A 21,385-nucleotide genomic window follows, 5' to 3' on the forward strand; every position below is an offset into this window, starting at 1 on the left:
AAATTACTGACGGTTGTGGATCAAAGTACGAACTTCGTCTTCGAACACAACTTCAATTTTATCAGTCAAAGCGTCCTTGATGAAGCCCAGGCCGAACTTAGGATGTTGCAGCTTGGTGTTCTTTTCGAACTTGCCCTTCATGTTGTAAGTCGCTGTCGCTGCTGCGTCGTTGGACATCAGCATTTCGTATTCGTTGCGATGGCTGGACTTGCGGGAGCTCATTGTCTGCTCACGTTTTTTCGCCGCAGCACCTGTCAAAGGCTTGCCAGTTTTAGTCTGAGCTTTAGGAAGAGAATACGTCTTTTGAGAACCGCAGATCTCGCACTTGATCTTTGCGGAAGTCGCCGTCGTGTGCGCCAGAACTACATGGTATCTGTCAGCATCACATTTTTTACAGAACGCAAAAAAGGACTTCGCGACCGGTGGCAGGGTATTCATGGACATGTGTATCTTCCTATCTAGTATTGTTGTTTCAAACTATAAATCATCAATTGTTCGTCGAGCTTCTTCTGGGCAATCTCCCCTGCACTCAGGTAGAAAGGGCCCTCTCCGCGCTCAATGCGCTGCTGGAAGTTCAACATACTCACTTCCTGCTTCGGATCGATGAACGTGCCCGTCGGTCCGTAGTTTTCCAGAAAGGCCAGGTCCGGTTCCTTGTTAAAGAACTTTTCCCAGCACTGGGTATTTACCTGTACGCGGTAAGTAATAGTTTTAGCATGAGAATGCACCGGAGCGTAAGCCCCAATTACCTCTAAATGACCATAATGCGAGTGCAGCTTCAAAGCCGGACTCCCCCACTGGGTCATCCCGGAGCATTGCTCCACGTTGGCGTACCAAAGACCAAAGGCCTTGGACATGAAACCCAGACCGTAAAACTGCTCCTCTTTCGGCAACAGAGAGTTCACAGAGCACAGATTGTGCGCCACCCACTCGCCCTTATGCATCGTCGGGATGATGATAAACAGGGACAAGGGTATCCAGTCCATGTCATCCAGGGACTCAACCTCTTTCAGAACCCCGGAGGATTTGATCGGAGAAAGGCTGGCCGGGAACTTTTTGGGGTCCAGCGCCTCACGCGCCGCCTTAGAAAGGGCCGAAGGACGAGCCGCAAAGCCCGCCACAAACCCTGGCATCACCGCACAGTCATAAAAGACCCAGCGAGGCATGGCCATGTTTGACGGCCCGAAGGCCCGCTCTTCCAAAGAGTAAATACGATCGGCAAACGCCAGTTCTTTCACATCCAGAGGGTTTTTGAAGACCGGAGACTGAGTGAACCAGTCATTGCGATGCACAGAACCCGGCTGAGCGATCTGATTTTCGGGACGAACAAACACATAGGGTCTGATGTCGTCACGATTCATCCAGTCCGCTTTTGCCAAAAGAGAATTCATTCAAGTTACTCCAGTACTGCTTCAGCTTACGCGGCTGCCGCCGCTTCAGCTCTGCCCGCTGTTGCGGACGCCGACCATATTTTCCGGTTTTACTATCTTATCAAATTCTTCGCCAGAGAGCAGTCCAAGATTGATGGCTTCTTCGCGCAGTGTTGTGCCGTTTTTATGGGCAGTTTTGGCAATTTTGGCTGCGTTGTCATAGCCAATGTGAGGATTTAGTGCCGTCACCAGCATCAAAGACTGCTCCAGATGCTTCTGAATCTGTTTACGGTTGGCTTCAATGCCCACCACGCAGTGGTCGGTGAAGGATTCTGCCGCGTCCGCCAACAGGCGCACGGAATTCAGAACATTGAACACAATGACAGGCTTAAACACGTTCAGCTCAAAATGCCCCGTCGCCCCGCCAATTGTGGCGGCCACGTGATTTCCCATCACCTGGGCACAGACCATGGTCATGGCCTCGCTCTGGGTGGGATTCACTTTGCCCGGCATGATGGAGCTTCCCGGTTCATTTTCGGGCAAATGAAGCTCCCCGATCCCGCAGCGCGGGCCGGAACCCAGCAGGCGGATGTCGTTCGCAATTTTCATCAGGGACACCGCGACCGAGTTCAGCGCCCCGCTGACCTCCACCAAAGCGTCATGGGCCGCCAGGGCTTCAAACTTGTTTTCAGCCGAAACAAAGGCAATCCCCGTCTCGCGAGCGATTTCAGCAGCGGCTTCAACCGCAAATTTTGGATGCGTATTCAAACCCGTTCCCACCGCCGTCCCGCCCAGAGCCAGCTCATACAGATGCGGCAAGGTGTTTTTCACGCGCTGGATGGAATGTTTCACCTGCGTGCTGTAACCGGAAAACTCCTGCCCCAGGGTCAGGGGGGTTGCATCCATCAAATGGGTGCGACCGATTTTCACGATGTCTTTGAATTCTTTTTGTTTGTTTTCCAGTGCTTTATGCAGCTTTTCCAGCATCGGAATCAGACGGTGATGAATCTGCTCGCCCACGGCAATGTGCATGGCGGTGGGGAATGTGTCATTCGACGACTGGCCTTTGTTGACGTCATCATTGGGATGAACTTCCTTGCTGGGAAGTTTGATGCCCATCATGTCCATTGCACGATTGGCGATAACTTCGTTGGCATTCATGTTGGTCTGTGTGCCTGAACCCGTCTGCCACACCACCAGCGGGAAATGGGCGTCGAGTTTGCCGACGATCACTTCATCAGCAGCTTTCACGATGACCGAGGCTTTTTTCGGATCAAGCAGGCCCAGTTTTTCGTTGGTGATAGCGGCGGACTTCTTCAAGACACCCAAGGCCCGGATCATCTCGCGCGGGAAACGATCGCCCCCGATGCGGAAGTTTTCTGTGGACCTTTGGGTCTGTGCTCCCCAGAACTTGTCTGCGGGAACTTTCACTTCACCCATGGTGTCTTTTTCGATTCTGAATCCGCCCTCTGCCATCACTACACTCCTTTGCGAGCGACCTGGCCGACATGGGCCTGATCTGTGGGATAAATCACGAGTTCTTGAATGTTCACATGGGCCGGTCTGGCTGCGCACCAAGCAACCGTCTCGGCAATATCCTGAGCCGACAGCGGAGTCATGCCTTCATAGACCTTGTCGGCCTTGGCCTGATCCCCCAGGCGAACCACAGAAAATTCTGTATTCACCATGCCCGGTTCAATGTTGGTGACACGCACCTTGGTGCCCAGCAAATCCATGCGCAGTCCTTCAGACAATGCACGCACAGCAAACTTGGTAGCGCAGTAAACTCCACCGCCTGGATAAGTCCAGCGACCCGCCACCGAGCCTAAATTTATAATATGACCGGAATTCTTTTTCACCATGTGTTCCACCACGGCGCGGGTCATGAAGAGCAGCCCTTTGATGTTGGTGTCGATCATGACCTCCCAATCATCCAAAGAGGCGTCCTGCATTTTTTCAACTCCACGAGCCAGACCTGCGTTGTTGACCAGAATTTCCACCTCAGAAATTTCAGTCTTGTGAGCTTTGACGAATTCACTGACCTCGAAACGGTCCGACACGTCAAAACAAGCCAGCTTCACCTGAGTCTTGGGATGACGGGCTTTGATGGCTTTTTCCAGCTCTTGCAGTTTTTCATAGCGTCTGCCAGTCACGAAAATATCAAACCCTTGCGCTGCCAGCGCCTCGGCCGTTGACCAGCCAATTCCCGAACTTGCCCCAGTAATCAAAGCCCACTTCGCCATCATTTCACCTCACCCCAAAACGATAGCAGCCCCCCTCTGGAAGGGCACCCCCACAAGCCAAATAACGCAATGCTTCGGAAAAAGTAAGCAGGTACCTTTTAGGGGGAATTCTGGTAGTTTCGCGGGCTATGAAATGTCCTTGTGGTTCTGAGAAAAATTATTCTGAATGTTGTGGTGTTTATCACTCTGGTAAGGCTTTGGCGCCAACAGCCGAAGCTTTGATGCGCGCTCGTTACAGCGCCTTTGCCAAGAATCAAATGGAGTACCTGCAGGATACGACAGATCCTCAGACTTTGGATCAAATTGACGAAGAGGCCAACCGCGAGTGGGCGGAACGTGCGAAGTTCCTGAAGCTTGAGATTGTTCACGCCGAAGAAAAGGGCACCAAAGGAACCGTCGAGTTCAAAGCCTACTACAATGTCGATGATGAAGATTTCATCCATCACGAAGTCAGCCTGTTCCGCAAACAAGCGGGCGAATGGTTCTTCAAATCCGGAAAAATCAAAGCGGAGAAAACCAAATGAAGTACTGGCTGATGAAATCAGAACCGGATGTCTTTTCTTTGGATCAACTGAAGAAAGACAAAACGACCTGGTGGACCGGTGTGCGCAACTATCAGGCGCGCAACTTCATGATGAAAGACATGCAAGTCGGCGACGAAGTGCTGTTCTATCATTCCAACGCAACTCCTCCGGGAGTGGCTGGCATTGCTCGTATCAGCAAGGTGGCCGAGCCGGACAAAGAGCAGTTCGATAAAAAATCTGAATATTTTGACCCGAAAGCCACCAAAGAAAAACCAATCTGGTTCTGTGTGCAGGTGGAATACGTGGCGCACTTTAAAAACTATATCAGTCTGCCTGAGCTGCGCGACAACGCAAAACTGGCTGACATGCTGGTTTTGCAAAAAGGCTCCCGCCTTTCCATTCAGCCTGTTGAAAAAAAGCATTTTGATATTCTGACCAAACTGGGCGGCGCTTAGGAATGAAACTGTTTCTGGCTCCGATGGAAGGCGTTGTCGACTGGGTGATGCGTGATACTCTCACGCGCCTGGGCGGCATTGATCAGTGTGTGACCGAATTTTTGCGTGTCACCGACCGTCTGCATCCGGAAAGTGTTTTCTATAAAAACTGCCCCGAACTGAAAACCGGATCGCGCACCCGCTGGGGCACGCCGGTCTTTGTACAGCTTTTGGGAGGCCAGGCCGAACCCTTGGCTTTGAATGCCCAGCGCGCAGTAAAACTGGGCGCCTTGGGTGTGGATCTTAATTTCGGCTGCCCGGCAAAAACCGTGAATCGTCATGATGGCGGCGCGAGCCTTTTGAAATCCTGCGATCGCGTGTTTAACATTGTCGACACTGTTCGCAAGGCTGTTCCCGCGGATGTTCCAGTGACTGCGAAAATCCGTCTGGGCTTTGACGATCCGACCAAGTGTCTGGAAATCGCCCAGGCCGTGGAAGAAGCCAATGCCACCTGGCTGACGGTTCACTGCCGCACCAAAACTGATGGTTATAAACCACCGGCTTACTGGGACTGGATCCCGAAGATCAAAGAAAAGACCAAAATAAAGCTTATCGCCAACGGAGAAATCTGGAATGTGGCGGACTTCAACCGCTGCGTTGAAGTCACCCAGTGCGAAGACTATATGATCGGCCGCGGAGTCATGAGCAATCCGTTCATCTTTAGCCAGATCAAACAAAGCCTGAATCAGCAACCCGTGGAAGACATGAGCTGGGAACGCGCCCGACCCCTGCTGCCGCAGTTCTTTGAATCCAGCACTTTGTACATCAACGACTACTTTGCCGTGTCCCGCTCCAAACAATGGCTCAAAGCCCTGTCCCTGAAAAATCAGGAAGCCAAGGCGATCTTTGATGAAATCAAAGTTCTTAAAAAGCCAACAGAGTTCAAAGCCAAGCTGCACGCCTTGTGCGGTGTCGATCACTTGAGCGACGGATAGTTCTTTCGATAAAATTCTTTACGGGCCGGAGCCAGCTTTTCCCGGTCCTCAGCACTGAGCCAACGGTCCACACCTTTTTCAAATTTTTCCAGCAAGGTTTTATTTTGAAGGGCCCGATCCACATCGGCAATGACTTTGGCTCCCCAGGGTGTTTTGGGGCAGGCGACGACCACTTCCACCCGGGCGGAATTTTCGGTCACCGGAATGTGCACCACCGAATCGGTCTTGCTGTTTAAAAGCTCATTGTAATAAACCGCCTCGAACGGATAGCCCAAGGTGTACTGAATGCGGTTGGCATGAAGCATCTTATGCACCCTTAGACTGGTGGCAATGGTGATCACCTGAGGGTTTTTCTGATAGTTGTTCTTGATCAGCACTTCGTCGATGCCCTCGCCGTAAAGGCGACCGACCCCGAGCTTCCAGGATTTCTTTGAATCCAAAAACTTTTGCAACGAATAAGGCGCCAAATTTCGAACCTCGGCCAGTCGGCTTTTTGGCAGCAAGATCCCATTGGCGGGAATCACAAACACGGGCGTTGAAAAATAGAACAGCTTGGACCACTCGGGTGTATCCAGCCAGCCGGCGTTGCAGATTTGGTTTTTACCTTCTGCTTCCTTCAAAACCCGAGGCACCGTGCCTTCCAAGGTCTTGTGCTGATACTGGGAAAGCTTTTTGCGAAGCTCGCCTTCCACGGTGTCCAGTACTCCCTGCCCTTTGAACGGACCACTGAAAACAAAAATCGGCGGATCATCCCAACGGATCCACGTGATGTCCTCGGCCCCTGCCAATGGGCAAAACATGTTCACAACAAGGAAGATCAACAGGATCAGTCTTTTCATCAAGGCCTCAGGCCTTCACGATAGCTCAGTCCAAGTTGTCAGGATAAATGTATTTCAGACAAGTTATTGCGCTGTAGCCAGAAAAACTGGGGACGGCCCCCCTGTGGAGGGTGCCCCAGCAGGCACCTTTTAAGGGAGAGCGTTGTAGTTGGCTGAGGAGGTGGCGTTGAATTTTTGGATGGCCTCTTTGAAGGCTTCCTGGATGCGTCTGCGCTCGTTGGCAGTCAAGTTGACACCTTTGGCTTCGCCCATCAGTAATTTGACACTGCCTTCGTTCAGATTCTGAGTCCGCATGTCCACGCCGAATGTCAGGCCCTTGAGTTTTCGTGGTTCCATTTCAGAGCCCAAGGACTGGCGCAGGATCTTTTCAACCGATTCCCCGTGATTGGCCAAAGCATTGCGTGCAGACACATTCCGCACGCCATCCGGGATGAATGCCAGTCTGTAGCTCCCCGAGTAATCCGTGTTCGCCAGCCCCTTCAAGATGTCCTGCTTTTCTGTCTGATTCAAAGGCTTCACCGCCACGGCCACGCAGTCATCTCCTGAACAGAGAGATTTCAATTTTCCAGATGGCACTGCGCGAGTCAGAACATCTTCGAACTGCTTTTTTTGATCATTGAACTTTTTGGTGACTGCCTTTTCCGCTGCACGGGTTGTTTCAAGGGCTTTGTTCACGCTGGACGAAGCAGCCAATGCTTCAGCCGTGCCTTTTAAGTTGGCCGAACCAAGTCCGATGATATCCACGGACAGCCCACCCTGATCAGCTGCATTCAAATGCGCGATCTCCCGCTTTGGAATATAGATCCCTGGTGAAAACTCGTCTGTCGCGTTCACATAGGACTGCAGTTTTTGCACAGTGCCTGAAGAGATATCACTTAATGCATATCGGTTCTTCAAAGCCTGCTTCACTTGAGCGGTGTCCCCTTTGCCTTTGCGGACGATATCAAACACATCCTGATCAAAGGTTTTTCCATCCAACAGGCCGGTGCCGCTGACTTCCGTGCGCAGTTCCTGACGTTGCTTTTCAAGGGACGTGATCTTCTGTTGCATGGTGGTTTTTAAACCATCCTTGCGAAAACTCTGCACTTCATTCTTGTCGAGCTGTCGTGAATACCTTGCCGCCATATTGGCTTCGTCCGCCGAGTTGCCAATACCTGCGCGGAACCAATCTTCGGTTTTAGTGCCAGACTTCAGGGCGTCGGACTCTTTCAGCTTTTTATTGAAATCGGCATTGGTCTTGTCAAAAACTTTTTCCAGCTGTTCTTCAATGTCCTTCGGCACCTTGCCCGAAAAGGCAAAACGCGAGGACTTGAAGTCAGAGTATTTATCAATGACCAGTCCTGGATTTGCAGCTTCCAGCGCCTTGATATTATCAAACAGCAGTTCCTTGTGATAATTCGTCAGCCCCGTCACAAGGTTTTTGTCTTTCAGACTGTCGTTCAGATATTTCATCTGGCTGTTTTCCACATCCAGGAAGGTGACCTTGGCATCCGCCCCTTTTTCAGCCCGAGCAATCCAGGCGGTGTTCTGCTCCACACTGGTCGGAGAATAACTGATATAACGTCCCGTCAGTTCACTGCGGGAAATCTTCGCAGAACCAGCCGCCACCTCAGCAGCGGCATGCACTTCTTTTTCAGTCTTCATCAGTCGGCCCGCGGCTGTGGCCGCTCGGGCCCCTTTGACGAAATAGCCTGCAAGCAGGGTCGGGTCCACCACTGTGCCGATGGCGTAACACTCCAGCTCTTCACGGGCCAAAGCGTTGTAACACATATAGCGGTCGTACTGTTCTTGGATTTTGGAACTTGCAATGTTCATCAGACTTTCAAGCTTCTGATTCTGTTCAGGAGTCATCGCAGTGTCATCACGAGAGCGCTCGGCAATGGGCACATAGGGTTTCGGTCGCACCCGTTCCAAAGAGGACATGTAGGCTTTCATATCCTGAGCCTGCACGTACAGGAACGATGCTGGCAGTTTGTTGATTTCTTCATCAGAAAGCTTGTTGTAGCGATGATCGTCTTTCACCAGATCTTTTTTGCAGGACAGAGAGGTGTTGCATTGCTTGAGAAACGCCGCGCGCTCGCGGTTGTTTTTCTTGATGGATTCCCAGCTGTCCTCTACCAAACCGGCCAGAGACACGGTCATGTCTTTCAAAGAAATTCCCAGATCCACCATCGCGTTTTTATATCCACGCAAACAAGCCAGAGCTTTTTTCTGCATGTATTCTTTTTGTTCCAGGCACTGTGAATTCAGATCACACTTGCGCATCAGTGGCGCCCAATCGGGATGCTCTTCAGAAAGTTTCGCGCAGTTTTGGGATTTGATTTCAACTTCGCAGTTCCACTGCAGTTGTTTTTGAACTTTTTTGACCTGATCAGAACATTGCGACTGACTAATACAAGCCATCGCCAACGCCACATCCGATGCGGCTTTTGCAGGACTAGTCCCGAATACTGTTAAGATGGTGACAATTATGTGAAGACCCAACTCATATTCCTCACCTATCTCTTCGGAATATGGGTCTTAGGTCAAAAGGTGATCAAAAAATTCTCATTTTGAGTCGGCAACTATTGTATCACCCGTTAAGGCTAGAACAATTTCTGGAATATCCAGTACGGGCTTCGGCTTTTTATCAGCTGCATTTTATAGGTCTGGGCGATCCAATTCATGGTCTGCTCTGAGAAAAATACGACGTGAGTCGTATCTCTGCGATAGTGCCAATCATGGAAGACAGCCTCACCACGATGACCGGAAGTCATCACTCCGAGGAGTCCACCCGGCTTCAAAAGGCGCAACATGCGTTCGATTTCGGTACGCGGGTTATATAAGTGTTCCCACACTTCGGTGCTAGTCACCAGATGATACGTCTTACGAAGTTCATCCTGATTCGGACGATAGTACAAATCATAATCGTGAGTTTTGAATCCACGCAGATTCAATAGCTGCGAAAGCAGCGCTGTCGGCCCACATCCAAAATCCAAAGAAGTCAGCGCTGAACCCATGACACCCGCGGCTTTAAAATGCTCTTCAATGCTGTTGATAAGGGGTTCAAAGAACGCCAGGTATCCAGGGCTGCTTTGATTTTCATGCTCATCGTAGCGCAGCTTTTCTTCCTGGGGCCCAAGACGCTCTGCGGGATCCATAAAGATCAAATCACACTCTGCGCAATGAAAATAGCTGCGGACGGGCTTTTTATCCACTTTGAAGGGCGCTGAATGGGGCGAATGACAGAGCAGGCAGTTCATCTTAGATGAAACCTTGTCTCCCCCTCTTAGCTATGTCAAAAAGAATTATGGCAAAAGTATTAATCTACAAGAAAAACCCGTGTCCTTACTGCGATCGCGCGATTCACTTCATGGAAGACAAAGGCATTGCCTTTGATATCGTCGATCTGACCGACAAACCTGAAGAAATTGAAAGAATCAAAACCGAAACCGGCTGGAGAACCGTTCCTATCATCATGATCAATGGCAAACTGATCGGTGGTTACACGGATTTAAAAGCTTTGGATGAAGAAGGCAAATTGATGCCGATGCTGGCTGATTAAGCCGCCTAAAAATCAACAAAGTTAACAAAAGGAGTCCTCATGAATTTTTTGGTACTGGCTGCTTTAGTGCTTACTGGATTTGCCGCTCACGCTGAGCAAATTGATGCGGTAATCCCTCAGGATGAAATCATCTATATGTCCCTGGGCCGCGCACCTTACAACGGTGTGACTCGTGGATCACTGGAGTTGAAAAACACCGGAGAGAAAAACCTGACGAAAATTGTCTGGGATATATCTGGCATGGGTTTCAGCGCTCAGGACAACTGCCCGAAAGAGCTTGTTCCGGGCAAAGCCTGCAAAATCTTTGTGACTTACTGGAATACGTTCCCCGGCCCAGCCAGCGGAACTTTGAAAGTTTGGACTTCTGACAAGAATTATAAAGTGCAGGTGTCTGCCTGGGGTGAGGAAGATCCGTTCAGAAACATCCCTCGTCCACCGACGCCGCCATTCCCGGGCCGTCCGTAACGGCTACTGACGAAGCTCCGTGCGCAGACTCATCTCCACGGAGCCTTCGAAGAACTTTGTAACCCCTGCGACCATTTCATCTGCCGTGCGGGCCTTCGCACAGACACCGACCAGCGTGTTACCAAATGGCAGCCACACACTTGTGGTGCGCACATAGAAACGCACTTTGCGCATCGCCAGATCATCACCGAAATAGAACCGACATCGCTCAATCAATTTGAGCAAACATTTGCCGTATTCTGCACCCTCTTCTTCGGAAGTGCGTGGAGCCTTCAGGCCTTCTTTCCCCGCTGGTGGCGCAAACCCCAGCTCTTCACCCAGCTGCCACATCATCCACGGACGCGCAGCCAAGCCACGACCGGCCATCGCCATGTCACAGCCAGTTTCCTTCAGCATGTTGATAGCGTCTTCAACCGTCTGCACATCACCGTTGCCGATCACAGGGAAATCGACCGCTTTATGAAGTTGTTTGATTTGCTCCCAGTCGGCAGAACCCCGGCGCTTTTGGGCCGCTGTTCTTGGATGCAGACACACCCACGCCGCGCCCGAGTTGCGAAGCCCTGAAACAAACGTCAAAAGTTCGTCGAACTCTTTCGTGCTGCCCACCGCGCGCAGCTTTACACTGACGGGCACTGTGGAATTTTTGACGGTCATGCGCACCACTTCGGCGGCATAGGCCGGGTCCCCCATCAACGCCACACCGTAATTGTGCTTCAAAGCTTTTTGCACCGGACAGCCCATGTTGATGTCGATGGCTTCCGCACCCCATTCCACCAGGCGCTTGACACTTTCGGTGATGGCATCTTCTTCGTTGCCAAGAATTTGTGGCACCAGGCCCGGCTCGTAAGCAGCGCGCATGGTTTCAGGTGTGGTTTGCAGATTTTCGCCGGGAATACGGCGGGAATTCAGCATCTCGGTCGGCCAGATGGTGTAAGCCTCGGCCGGAAGATAGTCGCGCATGACTTCGCGCAAAGCCACGTGAGTCAGACCCACCATCGGGGCCAGACACAACGGGAAGTTCACTTTACCGTCCAGAACCGGACGATGAAGACCCAGTTTCACTGTCTTATTTTACAGGAGCGCCGACGAATTCAGGCGCGTATTTTTTGACGGCTTCATAGCCACCGAACAACAAACCAGAGAAGAACAAATCTCCGTAGATCTGGTTGTCAAAGAACGGGATACCAGCAACCAGGCACTGCACCAGGCCGTTGAAAGTCGGAGCGTACATTGTGCCCATCACCCAAACACCAAAGTTGGAGATCAGGAAGAACACCGAGCTTGTCACCAAAGCGGAAGTGCCCACTTTGAAAACGCTTCTTTGATCGCGCAAAGCCCAACCCAGCATCACCACCAAAGTGAAGCCCAGATATACAAACAACATGGTGTTATGGAAACCCAAAGCCAGATCGCTGATGAACAGCGCTGCCAGCGGGATCAACAAAGATTGTTTTTTGGATGGGAAGTAAGCCCCACCAAACAAAGCCATCGCACCAATCGCGGTGAAGTTCCAAGGATGAGGGATCAAACGGCTGAAAGCCGCTGCAACTACCATCAAAATCAGGGTCATCATACGTGTGTTCATGACGCGCAAGCTATCACCGGTTCATGCGATTGTCCACCAGTTCTTGGACCACTGCTGGCTCTGACAAGGTTGTCGTATCCCCCAGTTGATCCGGGTGGTTCTCGGCGATTTTACGAAGGATTCGGCGCATAATCTTGCCGGAACGGGTCTTCGGCAGACGTGGTGCCCACTGAATCAGATCCGGAGTCGCAATAGGACCGATCTCTTTACGTACGGTCTGAATCAGCTCCTTACGCAGTTCTTCACTGGCGGTTTCACCAGACTTAAGAGTCACAAAAGCATAGATCCCCTGCCCTTTGATATCATGCGGGTATCCGACCACGGCGGCTTCAGCCACTTTGTGGTGGGCCACAAGCGCAGACTCAATTTCCGCCGTCCCCAAACGGTGACCGGAAACATTGATAACATCATCCACCCGGCCCGTGATCCAATAGTACCCATCCTGATCGCGCCGGCAGCCGTCCCCGGTGAAATAGTACCCCGGATAGTTCGAGAAATAAGTGTCTTCGAAACGTTCGTGATTGCGATACACCGTGCGCATCTGGCCCGGCCAGGAATCCGCAATCACCAGCACACCTTCGCCCGGTCCTTGTATTTCCTGACCTTCGTTGGTCAGAAGTTTCGGCTGCACCCCAAAGAACGGCAAAGTTGCCGACCCCGGCTTTTGCGCAATCGCGCCCGGCAGCGGAGTGATCAGGATGCCGCCGGTTTCTGTCTGCCACCATGTATCGACAATCGGGCAGCGCCCTTCACCGACAATGTCGTGATACCAAGCCCAGGCTTCGGGATTGATCGGCTCCCCGACAGAACCCAACAAGCGCAGAGTTTTTCTTGACGTTGATTTGACCGGACCATCCCCTTCACGCATCAAAGAACGTATCGCGGTTGGAGAAGTATAGAAGATTGTGACTTTGTGTTTATCAACCACTTCCCAGAAACGGGATGGTGTCGGATAGTTCGGCACCCCTTCAAAGAACAAAGTGGTCGCACCATTCGCCAGCGGTCCATAGACAATGTAGCTATGGCCAGTCACCCAACCCACGTCGGCCGAGCACCAGTAAATGTCATTTTCGTGATAATCAAAGACATACTGATGAGTCATGCTGGCATAAACCAGATAACCACCCGTGGTGTGCATCACCCCTTTGGGTTTTCCAGTGGAACCGGAGGTGTACAGAATAAACAAAGGATCTTCCGCATCCATTGGTTCCGGTTCACACTGGTCGCTGACAGTTTTGACTTCTTCGTGATACCAAAGATCGCGGCCCGGTTTCATGTCGACAGAGGTGCCGGCATATTTCACAACCAGAACTTTTTGCACATCCGGTGTTTTCAAAAGCGCTTTGTCGATGTTTTCTTTCAGCGCCACCACTTTACTGCCGCGGAAGCCCGCATCACCGGTGATGACAAATTTGCATTGTCCATCCAGAATGCGATCTGAAATAGAATCCGGCGAAAAACCGGCAAACACCACAGAATGAACCGCACCGATTCGCGCACACGCCAGCATCGCCACTGCCGTGTCCGGAATCATCGGCATATAGATCGTGACGACGTCGCCTTTTTTCACGCCCATTTTTTTCAGGACATTGGCAAAGCGGCAGACTTCAAGATGCAGTTCTTTGTAAGTGATTTTGCGTGAAGGTGTCGAGGGGTTGTCAGCCTCCCACAACAGAGCAGTTTTATCGCCGCGGGTTTTTAGGTGACGGTCCACGCAATTGACGGACACGTTCAGCTTTCCACCAAGGTACCATTTGATGCTGACAGGTTTTTTGAAGCTGACTTCTTTGACCTTGTCCCACTTTTTGATCCAATCCAGTCGCTCGCCTTGTTCGGCCCAGAAGGCTTCATTGTCCTTGATCGAACGTTCATACATTTCTTTGTATTTTACTTCGTTGATCAGGGCGTGTTTCGCCACTTCAGCGTCTACGGGATAAAGATCTTTGTGCATACTCACCTCTTATGGATTTAATCGTAAATCAACTGAGAATGAGGTCAAACGTTAACGCCCAGGAAAGTATTTAAATGTGTTAATTAAGCATCTGTTGCACAATGATAATTCCACCTAAAAGCAAAACAAAGATCCCGAAGGCCGGCTTTAAGCGCGCCTCGGATGTATGCTGCGACCAGTAGGAGCCAACAAAAATTCCCGCCACGGCCAGAGCACCGACCCGCAAGAGCAAACCGAAGTCCATCGGTGTCCGGGCCCAAAGATCGCCAAAGAAACCCAGCAGTGAATTGGCGGCAATCACCCCCAAAGAAGTTCCCACCGCCACCTTCATACGAAGCCCCGACATACGCACCAACGAAGGCACAATCAGAAAACCACCACCGGCCCCCACAAAGCCTGTCACGGCCCCGACTCCCAAGGCCTTCAAAGCAAACGCAGCGGGAGCCACCGGCCCCTGCGCCGAAGAAGTTCTTGGCAACAACATCGCCAAAGCGGCCATCACCATAACCACGGCAAAGGAGCTTAAAATCACAACTTCTTTGTTAAACAAAACCGGGCCCCAAACCCACTGAACTGGAATGGCGGGCAGCAACCAGCGACGCACCAAGAGCACACCAATAAAAGAAGGCACCGCAAAATAAACACCCGCTTTGACATCCACCTGTCCCTGACGGAAATTCCGGACAAAGCCGATCAGGCTCGACACCCCCACCACGAACAACGAATAAGTCGTGGCCAAAGACGGCGGCAGTGAAAAGAAGTATACAAACAACGGAACTGCCAGAATTGCACCGCCTCCGCCCAGAAGACCTAAAGAAATCCCGACAAGACTGGCGCCAAAATAACCCAACAGTTCCATAAAAAACACCTCACCCTTTCACAGTAAAGCGGGCGTACAGGCGATACAGCCCCATTCCCGCAAACATCGCGATCACAAAATAGATTGCCATTTCCTGACCGGCTCCAGCAGACGTCAGCGCCGGACCCGGGCAAAATCCACCCAAGCCCCAGCCCAAACCAAACAAAGCACTGCCAACCACCAGGGGCCGGGTGATTTCCTTGGACGCCGGCACGTGCCACTGAGTATCCAACAAAGGCGTGCGATGCCCTTTCATCCAACGGTAGCTCAGCATATGCACCGGGATAGCTCCGATCATGACAAACATAAGTGACGGATCCCAGCCCTCACCCAGCTGCAGAAAACCAATGACCTTCTGGGGCTGAGTCATGCCGGAAACTCCCAGTCCAATCGCAAAGATCAAGCCCACCACAAAAGCGGCCGCGGTTTGTTTCATAGATGTTTTATTCATATCAGCCTCCCACCAGTGCCTTAAAGAGTGTTGCCGTCAGCATTCCCAAAATCATGAACGTCGCGGTCGCCACCAGCGAGCGCACAGAAAAGCGCGCTATTCCGCAAACGCCATGGCCACTGGTGCAACCACTGCCCATCACCGTGCCAAAACCCACGATCAAACCAGCAATCAGCACCACGCCCACGGATCGGCCCGAGGTGTTCACGAACATATCTGGTTGCAAAGCTCCCAACACCAGTCCGCCGATCAACAGCCCCAGGATAAAGGCACCTCGCCACAGATCCTTGCGAACATCGCCGATAAATCCATTCACGATGCCACTGATACCCGTGACCCGACCGTTTAAAATCAACATCAACGAGGCCGCAAGACCAATCAAAGCCCCACCAGCCAACGCCATCAAAATACTGTTCATCATTTTCCTGCTCCTTTAGTCACTGCAAATCCCATTTCATTCCAGCGTAACATTCCGCCCACCATGTTGTAGGTGCTGGTGAATCCCATCTCTTCACTGAGAAGTGTGGTCTGCCCTGATCTTGCCCCACTCCGACAAACAAAGACAATATTCTCGGACGGGTTCAGGGTTTTCAAAAAATCCAGCAGCTCAGGGCCGAGCGGGCGCAGCTCGGTGCCCGCAATATGACCCAGCTCCCCGGTGTATTCTTCGGGAGTGCGCACATCCACCAAACGGAATTCGTTCATTCGTTCTTTCAGTTGTTCACAGCTTATTTCACGCATAGCAGTCCTCGCTTATTTGGCTTCACAGGACTTCATCCTAAGGCTATCCTCGGTCTGGGTGTTATGCCCGGGGACATAAAGAAAAACCTTCTTTGATGTCCCAGGACATAACTCAGGGGCAGGTCTTTGTTCTATAATGAATCATAGCCAGAAACCTGAGACAGGCTTTCAGCAGGAGGTATTCCATGAAACTGCAAATTCAGCACTTCTTTGACAGCGTCACTTCGACACTGACCTATGTGGTTTATGACCAGGACACACGGGATGCCGTGGTGATTGACCCCGTATGGGACTACGATCCGGCATCGGGCAAACTCTCAACAAAATCAATGGATCCGGTGGTGGCGTTTGTGAAAGAGATGAAACTGCATCCTCACTATGTCATGGAAACCCATGCCCATGCGGATCACCTGTCCAGCTCTCAGCTTTTTAAAAACTTCTTCCCGGACATCAAGATCGCCATCGGCGAACGCATCACCGAAGTGCAAAAGGTGTTCAAGAAGGTCTTCAATATGAATGACCTGAACACCTCGGGCTCTGACTTTGACATCCTGCTAAAAGAAGGCGAAGTCCTGCAGGCGGGATCGCTGAAAATCAAGACTCTGTTCACTCCGGGCCACACGCCTGCGTGCGCGTCTTATCTGATTGAGGATGCGATCTTTACCGGAGATGCGCTGTTTATGCCTGATTCCGGCACGGGCCGCTGCGACTTCCCGGCGGGAAGTGCTGAAAATCTTTACGACTCGGTCACTGGAAAAATTTATTCCCTTCCGGAAAACACCCGGATTTTTGTGGGTCATGACTATCAACCCAACGGCCGCGCTTTGATGTATCAAACCACCGTCAATGAGGAAAAGAACCAGAACATCCAACTGAAGGGTCACACCAGCAAGGAAGACTTTGTGAAGTTTCGCCAAGAGCGTGATGCCACGCTGGCGGCCCCCAAACTGCTTCTACCAAGCATTCAGGTGAATATCCGCGCGGGCCAGCTGCCGGCGGCGGAGGAAAATGGCACACGGTATTTGAAGTTACCCCTGCGCCAGTAGGTTCTTTTTATCCAGGATGATGATTTCCCGCCCGCGCTGCTCTATCAGCCCGTCTTCCACGAAGCGGGCCAGAGTGCGGATCACGGTGGGTGTGGTCGTCCCGCAGAAATCGGCGATCTCTTGCCGGGTCCACGAGTATTCAGGATGAAGTTCTTTTAAGTACACCACCGCTTCAGCAATGCGCGCCGGAGCGTCTTTTTCACTCAACGTCAGTTGCTTGGCCTCGGCCCGGCGCAGTTCAATCGCCAAAGTCTCCAACAGCTTTTCCGCGAGTTCACAGTTGCCCTTCATCTGCTGGCGCATTTCGTTTTTATTCATGACACGAAGGACACTGTCATCAATCACCGTGGCGGTGGCATGATAGGGTTCATGGGCAAACAGGCTGCGATGCCCAAAGATCTGGCCCTCGCGAAACAAGCGCACCAGATGATCCTTGCCGGATTCACCCCACAACCCCAGGCCCACCAGGCCTGATTCGACAAAATAAATATTCTGAGGGGTTTCACCAGCACGATACACCACATCCCCGCGGCGGAAGTTCTTTGCGACGGCTTGAGAAAACAGATCTTTGAATTCCATACTGTCATTAAATCACAAAACCGGGTTTTCGACATAAAAAAAGCCGGGCTGTTTCCAACCCGGCTTTTAGTTTCAGGAATGACCCCTGATTAGTTTACGTCTTTGTAGTCAGCGTCGATCACATCGTCGCCGCCTTTATTCGCAGAAGCATCGCCGCCGTCAGCTGCGTCAGCCTGCTGACCTTCAGCACCTGGCTGAGCCCCTTGCTTTTTGTAAAGCTCGGAAGTCAGTTTGTGCGTCAGGTTCTGAAGTCTTTCGAAGGCCCCTTTCAACTCATCGCCAGAGGCAGATTTGTTTTCAAGGATCTTTTTGGCTTCAGCAACCGCTTCGTTCGCAGACTTCACTTCAGATTCTGGCAACTGAGCACCGGAATCCTTGATCAGTTTTTCAGTCTGATAAACCAGGTTGTCGAGGTTGTTTCTTTGTGTTGCAGCCTCGGCCTTGCGTTTATCTTCCTCTGCGTGACCTTCAGCGTCCGCCACCGCACGTTTGATCTCGTCCTCAGACATACCGGACTGAGCCGTGATCTTGATCTGCTGGGACTTGCCGGAAGACATGTCTTTAGCAGATACGTGCAAGATACCGTTGGCGTCGATGTCGAATGTCACTTCAACTTGCGGAACACCACGTGGAGCTGGTGGGATGCCTACCAGTTCGAAACGGCCCAGAGTTTTGTTATCGCCAGCCATTTTTCGCTCACCCTGAAGGACGTGGATGTCCACAGCAGGTTGATTGTCAGCGGCAGTCGAGAACACTTGGGATTTCTTGGAAGGAATCGCCGTGTTTCTTTCGATCAAAGTCGTCATCACGCCACCCAGGGTTTCAATACCCAGGCTGAGTGGAGTCACGTCCAGCAGAAGAACGTCTTTCACGTCACCCGCAAGAACGCCACCCTGAACTGCGGCACCGATCGCCACAACTTCATCCGGATTCACAGAGCGGTTTGGCTCTTTACCGAAGAAGTCTTTAACGGCTTTCTGGATCGCAGGGATACGAGTGGAACCACCCACCAGGACAACCTCGTCGATTTCAGAAGCTTTCAAACCGGAATCGGCCAAAGCTTTACGGCAAGGCTCCATGGAGCGTTTCACAAGATCTTCAGTCATCTGGTCAAACTTCGCGCGAGACAGACGAGTCTGCAAGTGCTTAGGACCGGACTGGTCCGCCGTGATGAACGGAAGATTGATTTCAGTTTCCTGAGCGGAAGAAAGTTCGATCTTCGCTTTTTCAGCCGCCTCTTTCAGACGCTGCAAAGCCATTTTGTCGTTCTTAAGATCAATAGCCTGATCTTTTTTGAACTCAGTGATCAGCCACTCAAGGATCACTGTATCGAAGTTGTCACCACCCAGGTGAGTGTCACCATTGGTTGCGCGAACTTCAACAACACCGTCACCCACTTCAAGGATGGAAACGTCGAACGTACCACCACCGAAATCGTAGATAACGATTTTTTCGTCTTTCTTTTTATCCATACCGTATGCCAATGCCGCCGCTGTCGGCTCATTGATGATACGTTTTACTTCCAGACCCGCGATACGACCGGCATCTTTTGTCGCCTGTCTTTGCGCATCGTTGAAGTAAGCTGGAACGGTGACAACCGCTTCTGTAACCGGTTCACCCAAATAGTCTTCTGCCACTTTTTTCAGTTTCGCAAGAACAGCGGCACCGATCTCTTCCGGAGAAGCGGTTTTGCCCTGAACCTTGAACGCACAGTCATTGCCTTTGGCAACAACAGTGTAAGGAACCAATTTGATCTCTTCTTGAATCTCTTCAAATCTGCGGCCGATGAAACGTTTCGCAGAATAGATCGTGTTCTCTGGATTGGTTACAGCCTGACGTTTGGCAATTTGGCCAACCAAGCGGTCACCGTCTTTGGTGTAAGCGACAACTGAAGGAGTGGTACGAGCGCCCTCTTCGTTCACGAGAACTTTAGGCTCGCCGCCTTCCATAATCGCGACGCATGAGTTCGTCGTTCCTAAGTCGATACCAATAATTTTACCCATACCTAAATCTCCTTAAAATTAGCTGTTTTCAGCAATTTAAATGTGTGTCCGCCCGTGATTTCGTCAAGCTGGTGGGCTCACTTTTTTATGACAATTATTTAATGAATAATTTCAATGTCTTACAGGGTTTTAACTCGTGTTATGAGGCAGCTGAAGGCATGATGTGACCTCGCTCCTCTCTTAAAACAAAACAAAAACAAGACCCCTCTAGGCCCTGGCGTAACCCTTCTGCGCCGGGGCCGCAATTTTTTGCGGGATCCTATTTCTTCTTGCCGAAGAAGCCACCTTCCGAGGTCACATTCAGACCGCGTGCCTTAGCAATTTCTCGCAAAAGCTTCTCTTCGTCTTTATGTAATTTCTCTGGGAACTGCACGTTCACAGTGAAGTAGATATCACCGCGGCGGTTGCCTCTTAGAGAAGGCAATCCCTCACCAACAAGCTTCACGTTGTCACCGTGGTGAGTGCCTTTAGGAACTTCCAGCTTGGCTTTGCCTGTGACGGTCGGCACTTCGATTTCTGCGCCCAGAAGCATCTGCACGTAAGGCAGTGACAGCTCGGCGAAAAGATCTTCGTTGCGACGTTCGAAGTTGTTGTGTTGTTTCACGCGGATTTCAACATACAGGTCGCCCGGAGGACCACCCATGTAACCGCCCTCACCCTCCGTCGCCACACGCAGACGTGTGCCCGTGTCCACCCCTGCCGGGATGTTCAGACGAATCTTGCGGTGTTCAGCCACACGGCCTTTGCCTTTGCACGGCTTGCACGGATTTTTGATCACGGTGCCCTGGCCATGACAGGTTGGGCATGTCGAAGCCATCGCGAAGAAGCCCTGCTGGCGCACGACCTGGCCGGAACCTCCGCACGTGCCGCAAGTGCTGACTTGCGAGCCTTTTTCTGCACCGGTGCCTTTGCACTCGTCGCAGTTTTTGTCGGTATCAAATTCGATTTCTTTTTCAATGCCGGTGATAACGTCTTTCAACGTGATCTCGGTCACGTAGCGCAAATCGGAGCCGCGGCGCGGTTCATTGCGGTTTCTGCGCTGTCTTTGCTGGCCGCCCATGCCGCCACCAAAGAAGTCGCCAAAGATATCCCCGAAGTGCGAGAAGATGTCTTCTGCATCCGTGAAACCACCACCGCCACCACCACGAGTGAAGGCGTCATGACCAAAACGATCATACTGCGCGCGTTTTTGTGCGTCGCTCAGAACTTCATAAGCCCCTGCGGCTTCCTTGAACTTTTCCTCGGCCTCTTTGTTGCCGGGGTTTTTGTCCGGATGGAACTGCATCGCCAGTTTGCGATAAGCTTTTTTGATGGTGTCCTGATCAGCGCCTTTTTCGACGCCCAGAATTTCGTAGTAATCTCTTTTGCCAGCCATAGTTTATGGAACCTAACGTTGTGCGCTATTTTTCGTGATGAATATGACAAAATAGGGTGTCAAAACCACGCCCGTCAAGGCTTCCTCGAAAAAACTTCCTCGGCAGACGGTCCCTTGGCGCGGAGCTTAGCCCTTTCGCTTCGGACAGTCCTCGCTCGTTCTTGTTTTGGGGTGGCTGGCGCAGGGGGACAGGGGCTCGGCTGCGGAACTTACGCAAGGGCTAAGCTCCGCGCCAAGGGCCCTGAAGGGAGTTTTTCGGGTGCGCGGGGCGTCTAGACGTGGTGTCCGTGGGGCGGCTGTTGGGCAACGATCCATTCGACCGAACAAGGCTTTCGGGCCATCTATATTCTGCGTACTGATGGCACTGTTGAATTCGTGGAA

The 21,385-nt window shown here is 51.6% G+C and carries 23 protein-coding genes; 6 read left to right on the plus strand and 17 right to left on the minus strand.

Features of this window, described 5'->3' with window-relative positions; translation table 11 throughout:
• Nucleotides 1–3 precede the first annotated feature (3 nt).
• From ACNQKP_RS17380 to ACNQKP_RS17395, 4 genes are read right to left on the minus strand one after another with little or no spacing between them, the layout of a single operon-like run.
• Nucleotides 4–444 (minus strand): hypothetical protein, encoded by a 441-nt coding sequence (locus ACNQKP_RS17380; protein ID WP_417866437.1) that lies wholly within the window; start codon nt 442–444, stop codon nt 4–6.
• A 14-nt stretch (nt 445–458) separates the two neighbouring features.
• Nucleotides 459–1,391, minus strand: a complete 933-nt coding sequence (locus ACNQKP_RS17385; RefSeq protein WP_417866439.1) for a hypothetical protein — start codon at nt 1,389–1,391, stop codon at nt 459–461.
• A gap of 45 nt (nt 1,392–1,436) precedes the next feature.
• Nucleotides 1,437–2,846, minus strand: a complete 1,410-nt coding sequence (gene fumC, locus ACNQKP_RS17390) for a class II fumarate hydratase (RefSeq protein ID WP_417866441.1) — start codon at nt 2,844–2,846, stop codon at nt 1,437–1,439.
• A gap of 2 nt (nt 2,847–2,848) precedes the next feature.
• Nucleotides 2,849–3,616 (minus strand): SDR family NAD(P)-dependent oxidoreductase, encoded by a 768-nt coding sequence (locus ACNQKP_RS17395; protein WP_417866443.1) that lies wholly within the window; start codon nt 3,614–3,616, stop codon nt 2,849–2,851.
• 125 nt (nt 3,617–3,741) lie between these two features.
• Between ACNQKP_RS17395 and ACNQKP_RS17400 the strand changes: the two genes are divergently transcribed.
• The 3 genes from ACNQKP_RS17400 to ACNQKP_RS17410 are packed head-to-tail and all read left to right on the plus strand — an operon-like array spanning nt 3,742 to nt 5,566.
• Nucleotides 3,742–4,137, plus strand: a complete 396-nt coding sequence (locus ACNQKP_RS17400) for a YchJ family protein (RefSeq protein WP_417866445.1) — start codon at nt 3,742–3,744, stop codon at nt 4,135–4,137.
• On the plus strand, nt 4,134–4,592 hold the full coding sequence (locus ACNQKP_RS17405; protein ID WP_011163811.1) for an EVE domain-containing protein: 459 nt from the start codon (nt 4,134–4,136) through the stop codon (nt 4,590–4,592). The genes ACNQKP_RS17400 and ACNQKP_RS17405 overlap by 4 nt, the downstream gene beginning before the upstream one ends.
• Before the next feature lie 2 nt (nt 4,593–4,594).
• Nucleotides 4,595–5,566, plus strand: a complete 972-nt coding sequence (locus ACNQKP_RS17410) for a tRNA dihydrouridine synthase (RefSeq protein WP_088565760.1) — start codon at nt 4,595–4,597, stop codon at nt 5,564–5,566.
• Here the strand turns inward: ACNQKP_RS17410 and ACNQKP_RS17415 are convergent.
• From ACNQKP_RS17415 to ACNQKP_RS17425, 3 genes are all read right to left on the minus strand, one after another.
• Nucleotides 5,548–6,405: a TIGR02285 family protein gene (locus ACNQKP_RS17415; protein ID WP_417866448.1), complete on the minus strand. Its 858-nt coding sequence runs from the start codon at nt 6,403–6,405 to the stop codon at nt 5,548–5,550. The genes ACNQKP_RS17410 and ACNQKP_RS17415 overlap by 19 nt on opposite strands.
• Before the next feature lie 129 nt (nt 6,406–6,534).
• A complete protein-coding gene (locus ACNQKP_RS17420; protein WP_417866450.1) occupies nt 6,535–8,808 on the minus strand; it encodes a hypothetical protein in 2,274 nt (757 codons plus the stop codon).
• A 182-nt stretch (nt 8,809–8,990) separates the two neighbouring features.
• Entirely contained in the window at nt 8,991–9,647 is a 657-nt protein-coding gene (locus ACNQKP_RS17425) for a class I SAM-dependent methyltransferase (RefSeq protein WP_417866452.1), read from the minus strand.
• Nucleotides 9,648–9,694: 47 nt separating this feature from the next.
• On the opposite strand from ACNQKP_RS17425, the gene ACNQKP_RS17430 reads away from it, so the two are divergent.
• Together ACNQKP_RS17430 and ACNQKP_RS17435 are read left to right on the plus strand one after the other, a co-directional pair.
• Nucleotides 9,695–9,949 carry a glutaredoxin gene (locus ACNQKP_RS17430; protein WP_417866454.1) on the plus strand — a complete coding sequence of 85 codons (255 nt, stop codon included), beginning with the start codon at nt 9,695–9,697 and terminating at the stop codon, nt 9,947–9,949.
• A gap of 39 nt (nt 9,950–9,988) precedes the next feature.
• Nucleotides 9,989–10,414 carry a hypothetical protein gene (locus tag ACNQKP_RS17435; protein WP_417866456.1) on the plus strand — a complete coding sequence of 142 codons (426 nt, stop codon included), beginning with the start codon at nt 9,989–9,991 and terminating at the stop codon, nt 10,412–10,414.
• 3 nt (nt 10,415–10,417) lie between these two features.
• On the opposite strand, the gene ACNQKP_RS17440 is transcribed toward ACNQKP_RS17435, so the two are convergent.
• The 7 genes from ACNQKP_RS17440 to ACNQKP_RS17470 all read right to left on the minus strand — a co-directional run bounded on the left by ACNQKP_RS17440 (nt 10,418) and on the right by ACNQKP_RS17470 (nt 16,001).
• Entirely contained in the window at nt 10,418–11,476 is a 1,059-nt protein-coding gene (locus ACNQKP_RS17440) for a tRNA-dihydrouridine synthase family protein (RefSeq protein ID WP_417866459.1), read from the minus strand.
• Nucleotides 11,477–11,480: 4 nt separating this feature from the next.
• A complete protein-coding gene (locus tag ACNQKP_RS17445) occupies nt 11,481–11,999 on the minus strand; it encodes a DUF6580 family putative transport protein (RefSeq protein WP_417866461.1) in 519 nt (172 codons plus the stop codon).
• A gap of 13 nt (nt 12,000–12,012) precedes the next feature.
• On the minus strand, nt 12,013–13,950 hold the full coding sequence (gene acs, locus ACNQKP_RS17450) for an acetate--CoA ligase (RefSeq protein WP_417866463.1): 1,938 nt from the start codon (nt 13,948–13,950) through the stop codon (nt 12,013–12,015).
• Nucleotides 13,951–14,029: 79 nt separating this feature from the next.
• Nucleotides 14,030–14,809: a sulfite exporter TauE/SafE family protein gene (locus tag ACNQKP_RS17455; protein WP_417866465.1), complete on the minus strand. Its 780-nt coding sequence runs from the start codon at nt 14,807–14,809 to the stop codon at nt 14,030–14,032.
• Between the two features lie 10 nt (nt 14,810–14,819).
• Nucleotides 14,820–15,260: a DUF6691 family protein gene (locus ACNQKP_RS17460; RefSeq protein ID WP_417866466.1), complete on the minus strand. Its 441-nt coding sequence runs from the start codon at nt 15,258–15,260 to the stop codon at nt 14,820–14,822.
• A 1-nt stretch (nt 15,261) separates the two neighbouring features.
• Nucleotides 15,262–15,681, minus strand: a complete 420-nt coding sequence (locus tag ACNQKP_RS17465; RefSeq protein ID WP_011163800.1) for a YeeE/YedE family protein — start codon at nt 15,679–15,681, stop codon at nt 15,262–15,264.
• Complete coding sequence (locus ACNQKP_RS17470) at nt 15,678–16,001, minus strand: rhodanese-like domain-containing protein (protein ID WP_417866468.1); 324 nt, start codon at nt 15,999–16,001, stop codon at nt 15,678–15,680. The genes ACNQKP_RS17465 and ACNQKP_RS17470 overlap by 4 nt, the downstream gene beginning before the upstream one ends.
• 185 nt (nt 16,002–16,186) lie before the next feature.
• Between ACNQKP_RS17470 and ACNQKP_RS17475 the strand changes: the two genes are divergently transcribed.
• Entirely contained in the window at nt 16,187–17,047 is an 861-nt protein-coding gene (locus tag ACNQKP_RS17475; RefSeq protein WP_374035295.1) for an MBL fold metallo-hydrolase, read from the plus strand.
• Here ACNQKP_RS17475 and ACNQKP_RS17480 read toward each other — a convergent pair.
• From ACNQKP_RS17480 to dnaJ, 3 genes are all read right to left on the minus strand, one after another.
• Nucleotides 17,030–17,626: a Crp/Fnr family transcriptional regulator gene (locus ACNQKP_RS17480; protein WP_417866470.1), complete on the minus strand. Its 597-nt coding sequence runs from the start codon at nt 17,624–17,626 to the stop codon at nt 17,030–17,032. The genes ACNQKP_RS17475 and ACNQKP_RS17480 overlap by 18 nt on opposite strands.
• Nucleotides 17,627–17,715: 89 nt before the next feature.
• Entirely contained in the window at nt 17,716–19,629 is a 1,914-nt protein-coding gene (gene dnaK, locus ACNQKP_RS17485) for a molecular chaperone DnaK (protein ID WP_417866472.1), read from the minus strand.
• A gap of 259 nt (nt 19,630–19,888) precedes the next feature.
• A complete protein-coding gene (gene dnaJ / locus ACNQKP_RS17490; RefSeq protein ID WP_011163794.1) occupies nt 19,889–21,004 on the minus strand; it encodes a molecular chaperone DnaJ in 1,116 nt (371 codons plus the stop codon).
• Between the last annotated feature and the right edge of the window lie 381 nt (nt 21,005–21,385).

Origin of the sequence: Bdellovibrio bacteriovorus, assembly GCF_048286975.1 — a bacterium.
Taxonomy (GTDB): domain Bacteria; phylum Bdellovibrionota; class Bdellovibrionia; order Bdellovibrionales; family Bdellovibrionaceae; genus Bdellovibrio; species Bdellovibrio bacteriovorus_H.

What these genes read in the sequence shown, in the direction of transcription:
- ACNQKP_RS17480 (WP_417866470.1), bottom strand. Translation starts at nt 17,626, where the DNA reads ATGGAATTCAAAGATCTGTTTTCTCAAGCCGTCGCAAAGAACTTCCGC.
- ACNQKP_RS17430 (WP_417866454.1), top strand. Translation starts at nt 9,695, where the DNA reads ATGGCAAAAGTATTAATCTACAAGAAAAACCCGTGTCCTTACTGCGAT.
- ACNQKP_RS17445 (WP_417866461.1), bottom strand. Translation starts at nt 11,999, where the DNA reads ATGAACACACGTATGATGACCCTGATTTTGATGGTAGTTGCAGCGGCT.
- ACNQKP_RS17400 (WP_417866445.1), top strand. Translation starts at nt 3,742, where the DNA reads ATGAAATGTCCTTGTGGTTCTGAGAAAAATTATTCTGAATGTTGTGGT.
- ACNQKP_RS17395 (WP_417866443.1), bottom strand. Translation starts at nt 3,616, where the DNA reads ATGATGGCGAAGTGGGCTTTGATTACTGGGGCAAGTTCGGGAATTGGC.
- ACNQKP_RS17380 (WP_417866437.1), bottom strand. Translation starts at nt 444, where the DNA reads ATGTCCATGAATACCCTGCCACCGGTCGCGAAGTCCTTTTTTGCGTTC.
- ACNQKP_RS17460 (WP_417866466.1), bottom strand. Translation starts at nt 15,260, where the DNA reads ATGAATAAAACATCTATGAAACAAACCGCGGCCGCTTTTGTGGTGGGC.
- fumC (WP_417866441.1), bottom strand. Translation starts at nt 2,846, where the DNA reads ATGGCAGAGGGCGGATTCAGAATCGAAAAAGACACCATGGGTGAAGTG.
- ACNQKP_RS17425 (WP_417866452.1), bottom strand. Translation starts at nt 9,647, where the DNA reads ATGAACTGCCTGCTCTGTCATTCGCCCCATTCAGCGCCCTTCAAAGTG.
- ACNQKP_RS17465 (WP_011163800.1), bottom strand. Translation starts at nt 15,681, where the DNA reads ATGATGAACAGTATTTTGATGGCGTTGGCTGGTGGGGCTTTGATTGGT.
- ACNQKP_RS17405 (WP_011163811.1), top strand. Translation starts at nt 4,134, where the DNA reads ATGAAGTACTGGCTGATGAAATCAGAACCGGATGTCTTTTCTTTGGAT.
- ACNQKP_RS17410 (WP_088565760.1), top strand. Translation starts at nt 4,595, where the DNA reads ATGAAACTGTTTCTGGCTCCGATGGAAGGCGTTGTCGACTGGGTGATG.
- ACNQKP_RS17435 (WP_417866456.1), top strand. Translation starts at nt 9,989, where the DNA reads ATGAATTTTTTGGTACTGGCTGCTTTAGTGCTTACTGGATTTGCCGCT.
- ACNQKP_RS17385 (WP_417866439.1), bottom strand. Translation starts at nt 1,391, where the DNA reads ATGAATTCTCTTTTGGCAAAAGCGGACTGGATGAATCGTGACGACATC.
- dnaJ (WP_011163794.1), bottom strand. Translation starts at nt 21,004, where the DNA reads ATGGCTGGCAAAAGAGATTACTACGAAATTCTGGGCGTCGAAAAAGGC.
- dnaK (WP_417866472.1), bottom strand. Translation starts at nt 19,629, where the DNA reads ATGGGTAAAATTATTGGTATCGACTTAGGAACGACGAACTCATGCGTC.
- ACNQKP_RS17415 (WP_417866448.1), bottom strand. Translation starts at nt 6,405, where the DNA reads ATGAAAAGACTGATCCTGTTGATCTTCCTTGTTGTGAACATGTTTTGC.
- ACNQKP_RS17420 (WP_417866450.1), bottom strand. Translation starts at nt 8,808, where the DNA reads ATGGCTTGTATTAGTCAGTCGCAATGTTCTGATCAGGTCAAAAAAGTT.
- ACNQKP_RS17470 (WP_417866468.1), bottom strand. Translation starts at nt 16,001, where the DNA reads ATGCGTGAAATAAGCTGTGAACAACTGAAAGAACGAATGAACGAATTC.
- ACNQKP_RS17455 (WP_417866465.1), bottom strand. Translation starts at nt 14,809, where the DNA reads ATGGAACTGTTGGGTTATTTTGGCGCCAGTCTTGTCGGGATTTCTTTA.
- acs (WP_417866463.1), bottom strand. Translation starts at nt 13,950, where the DNA reads ATGCACAAAGATCTTTATCCCGTAGACGCTGAAGTGGCGAAACACGCC.
- ACNQKP_RS17475 (WP_374035295.1), top strand. Translation starts at nt 16,187, where the DNA reads ATGAAACTGCAAATTCAGCACTTCTTTGACAGCGTCACTTCGACACTG.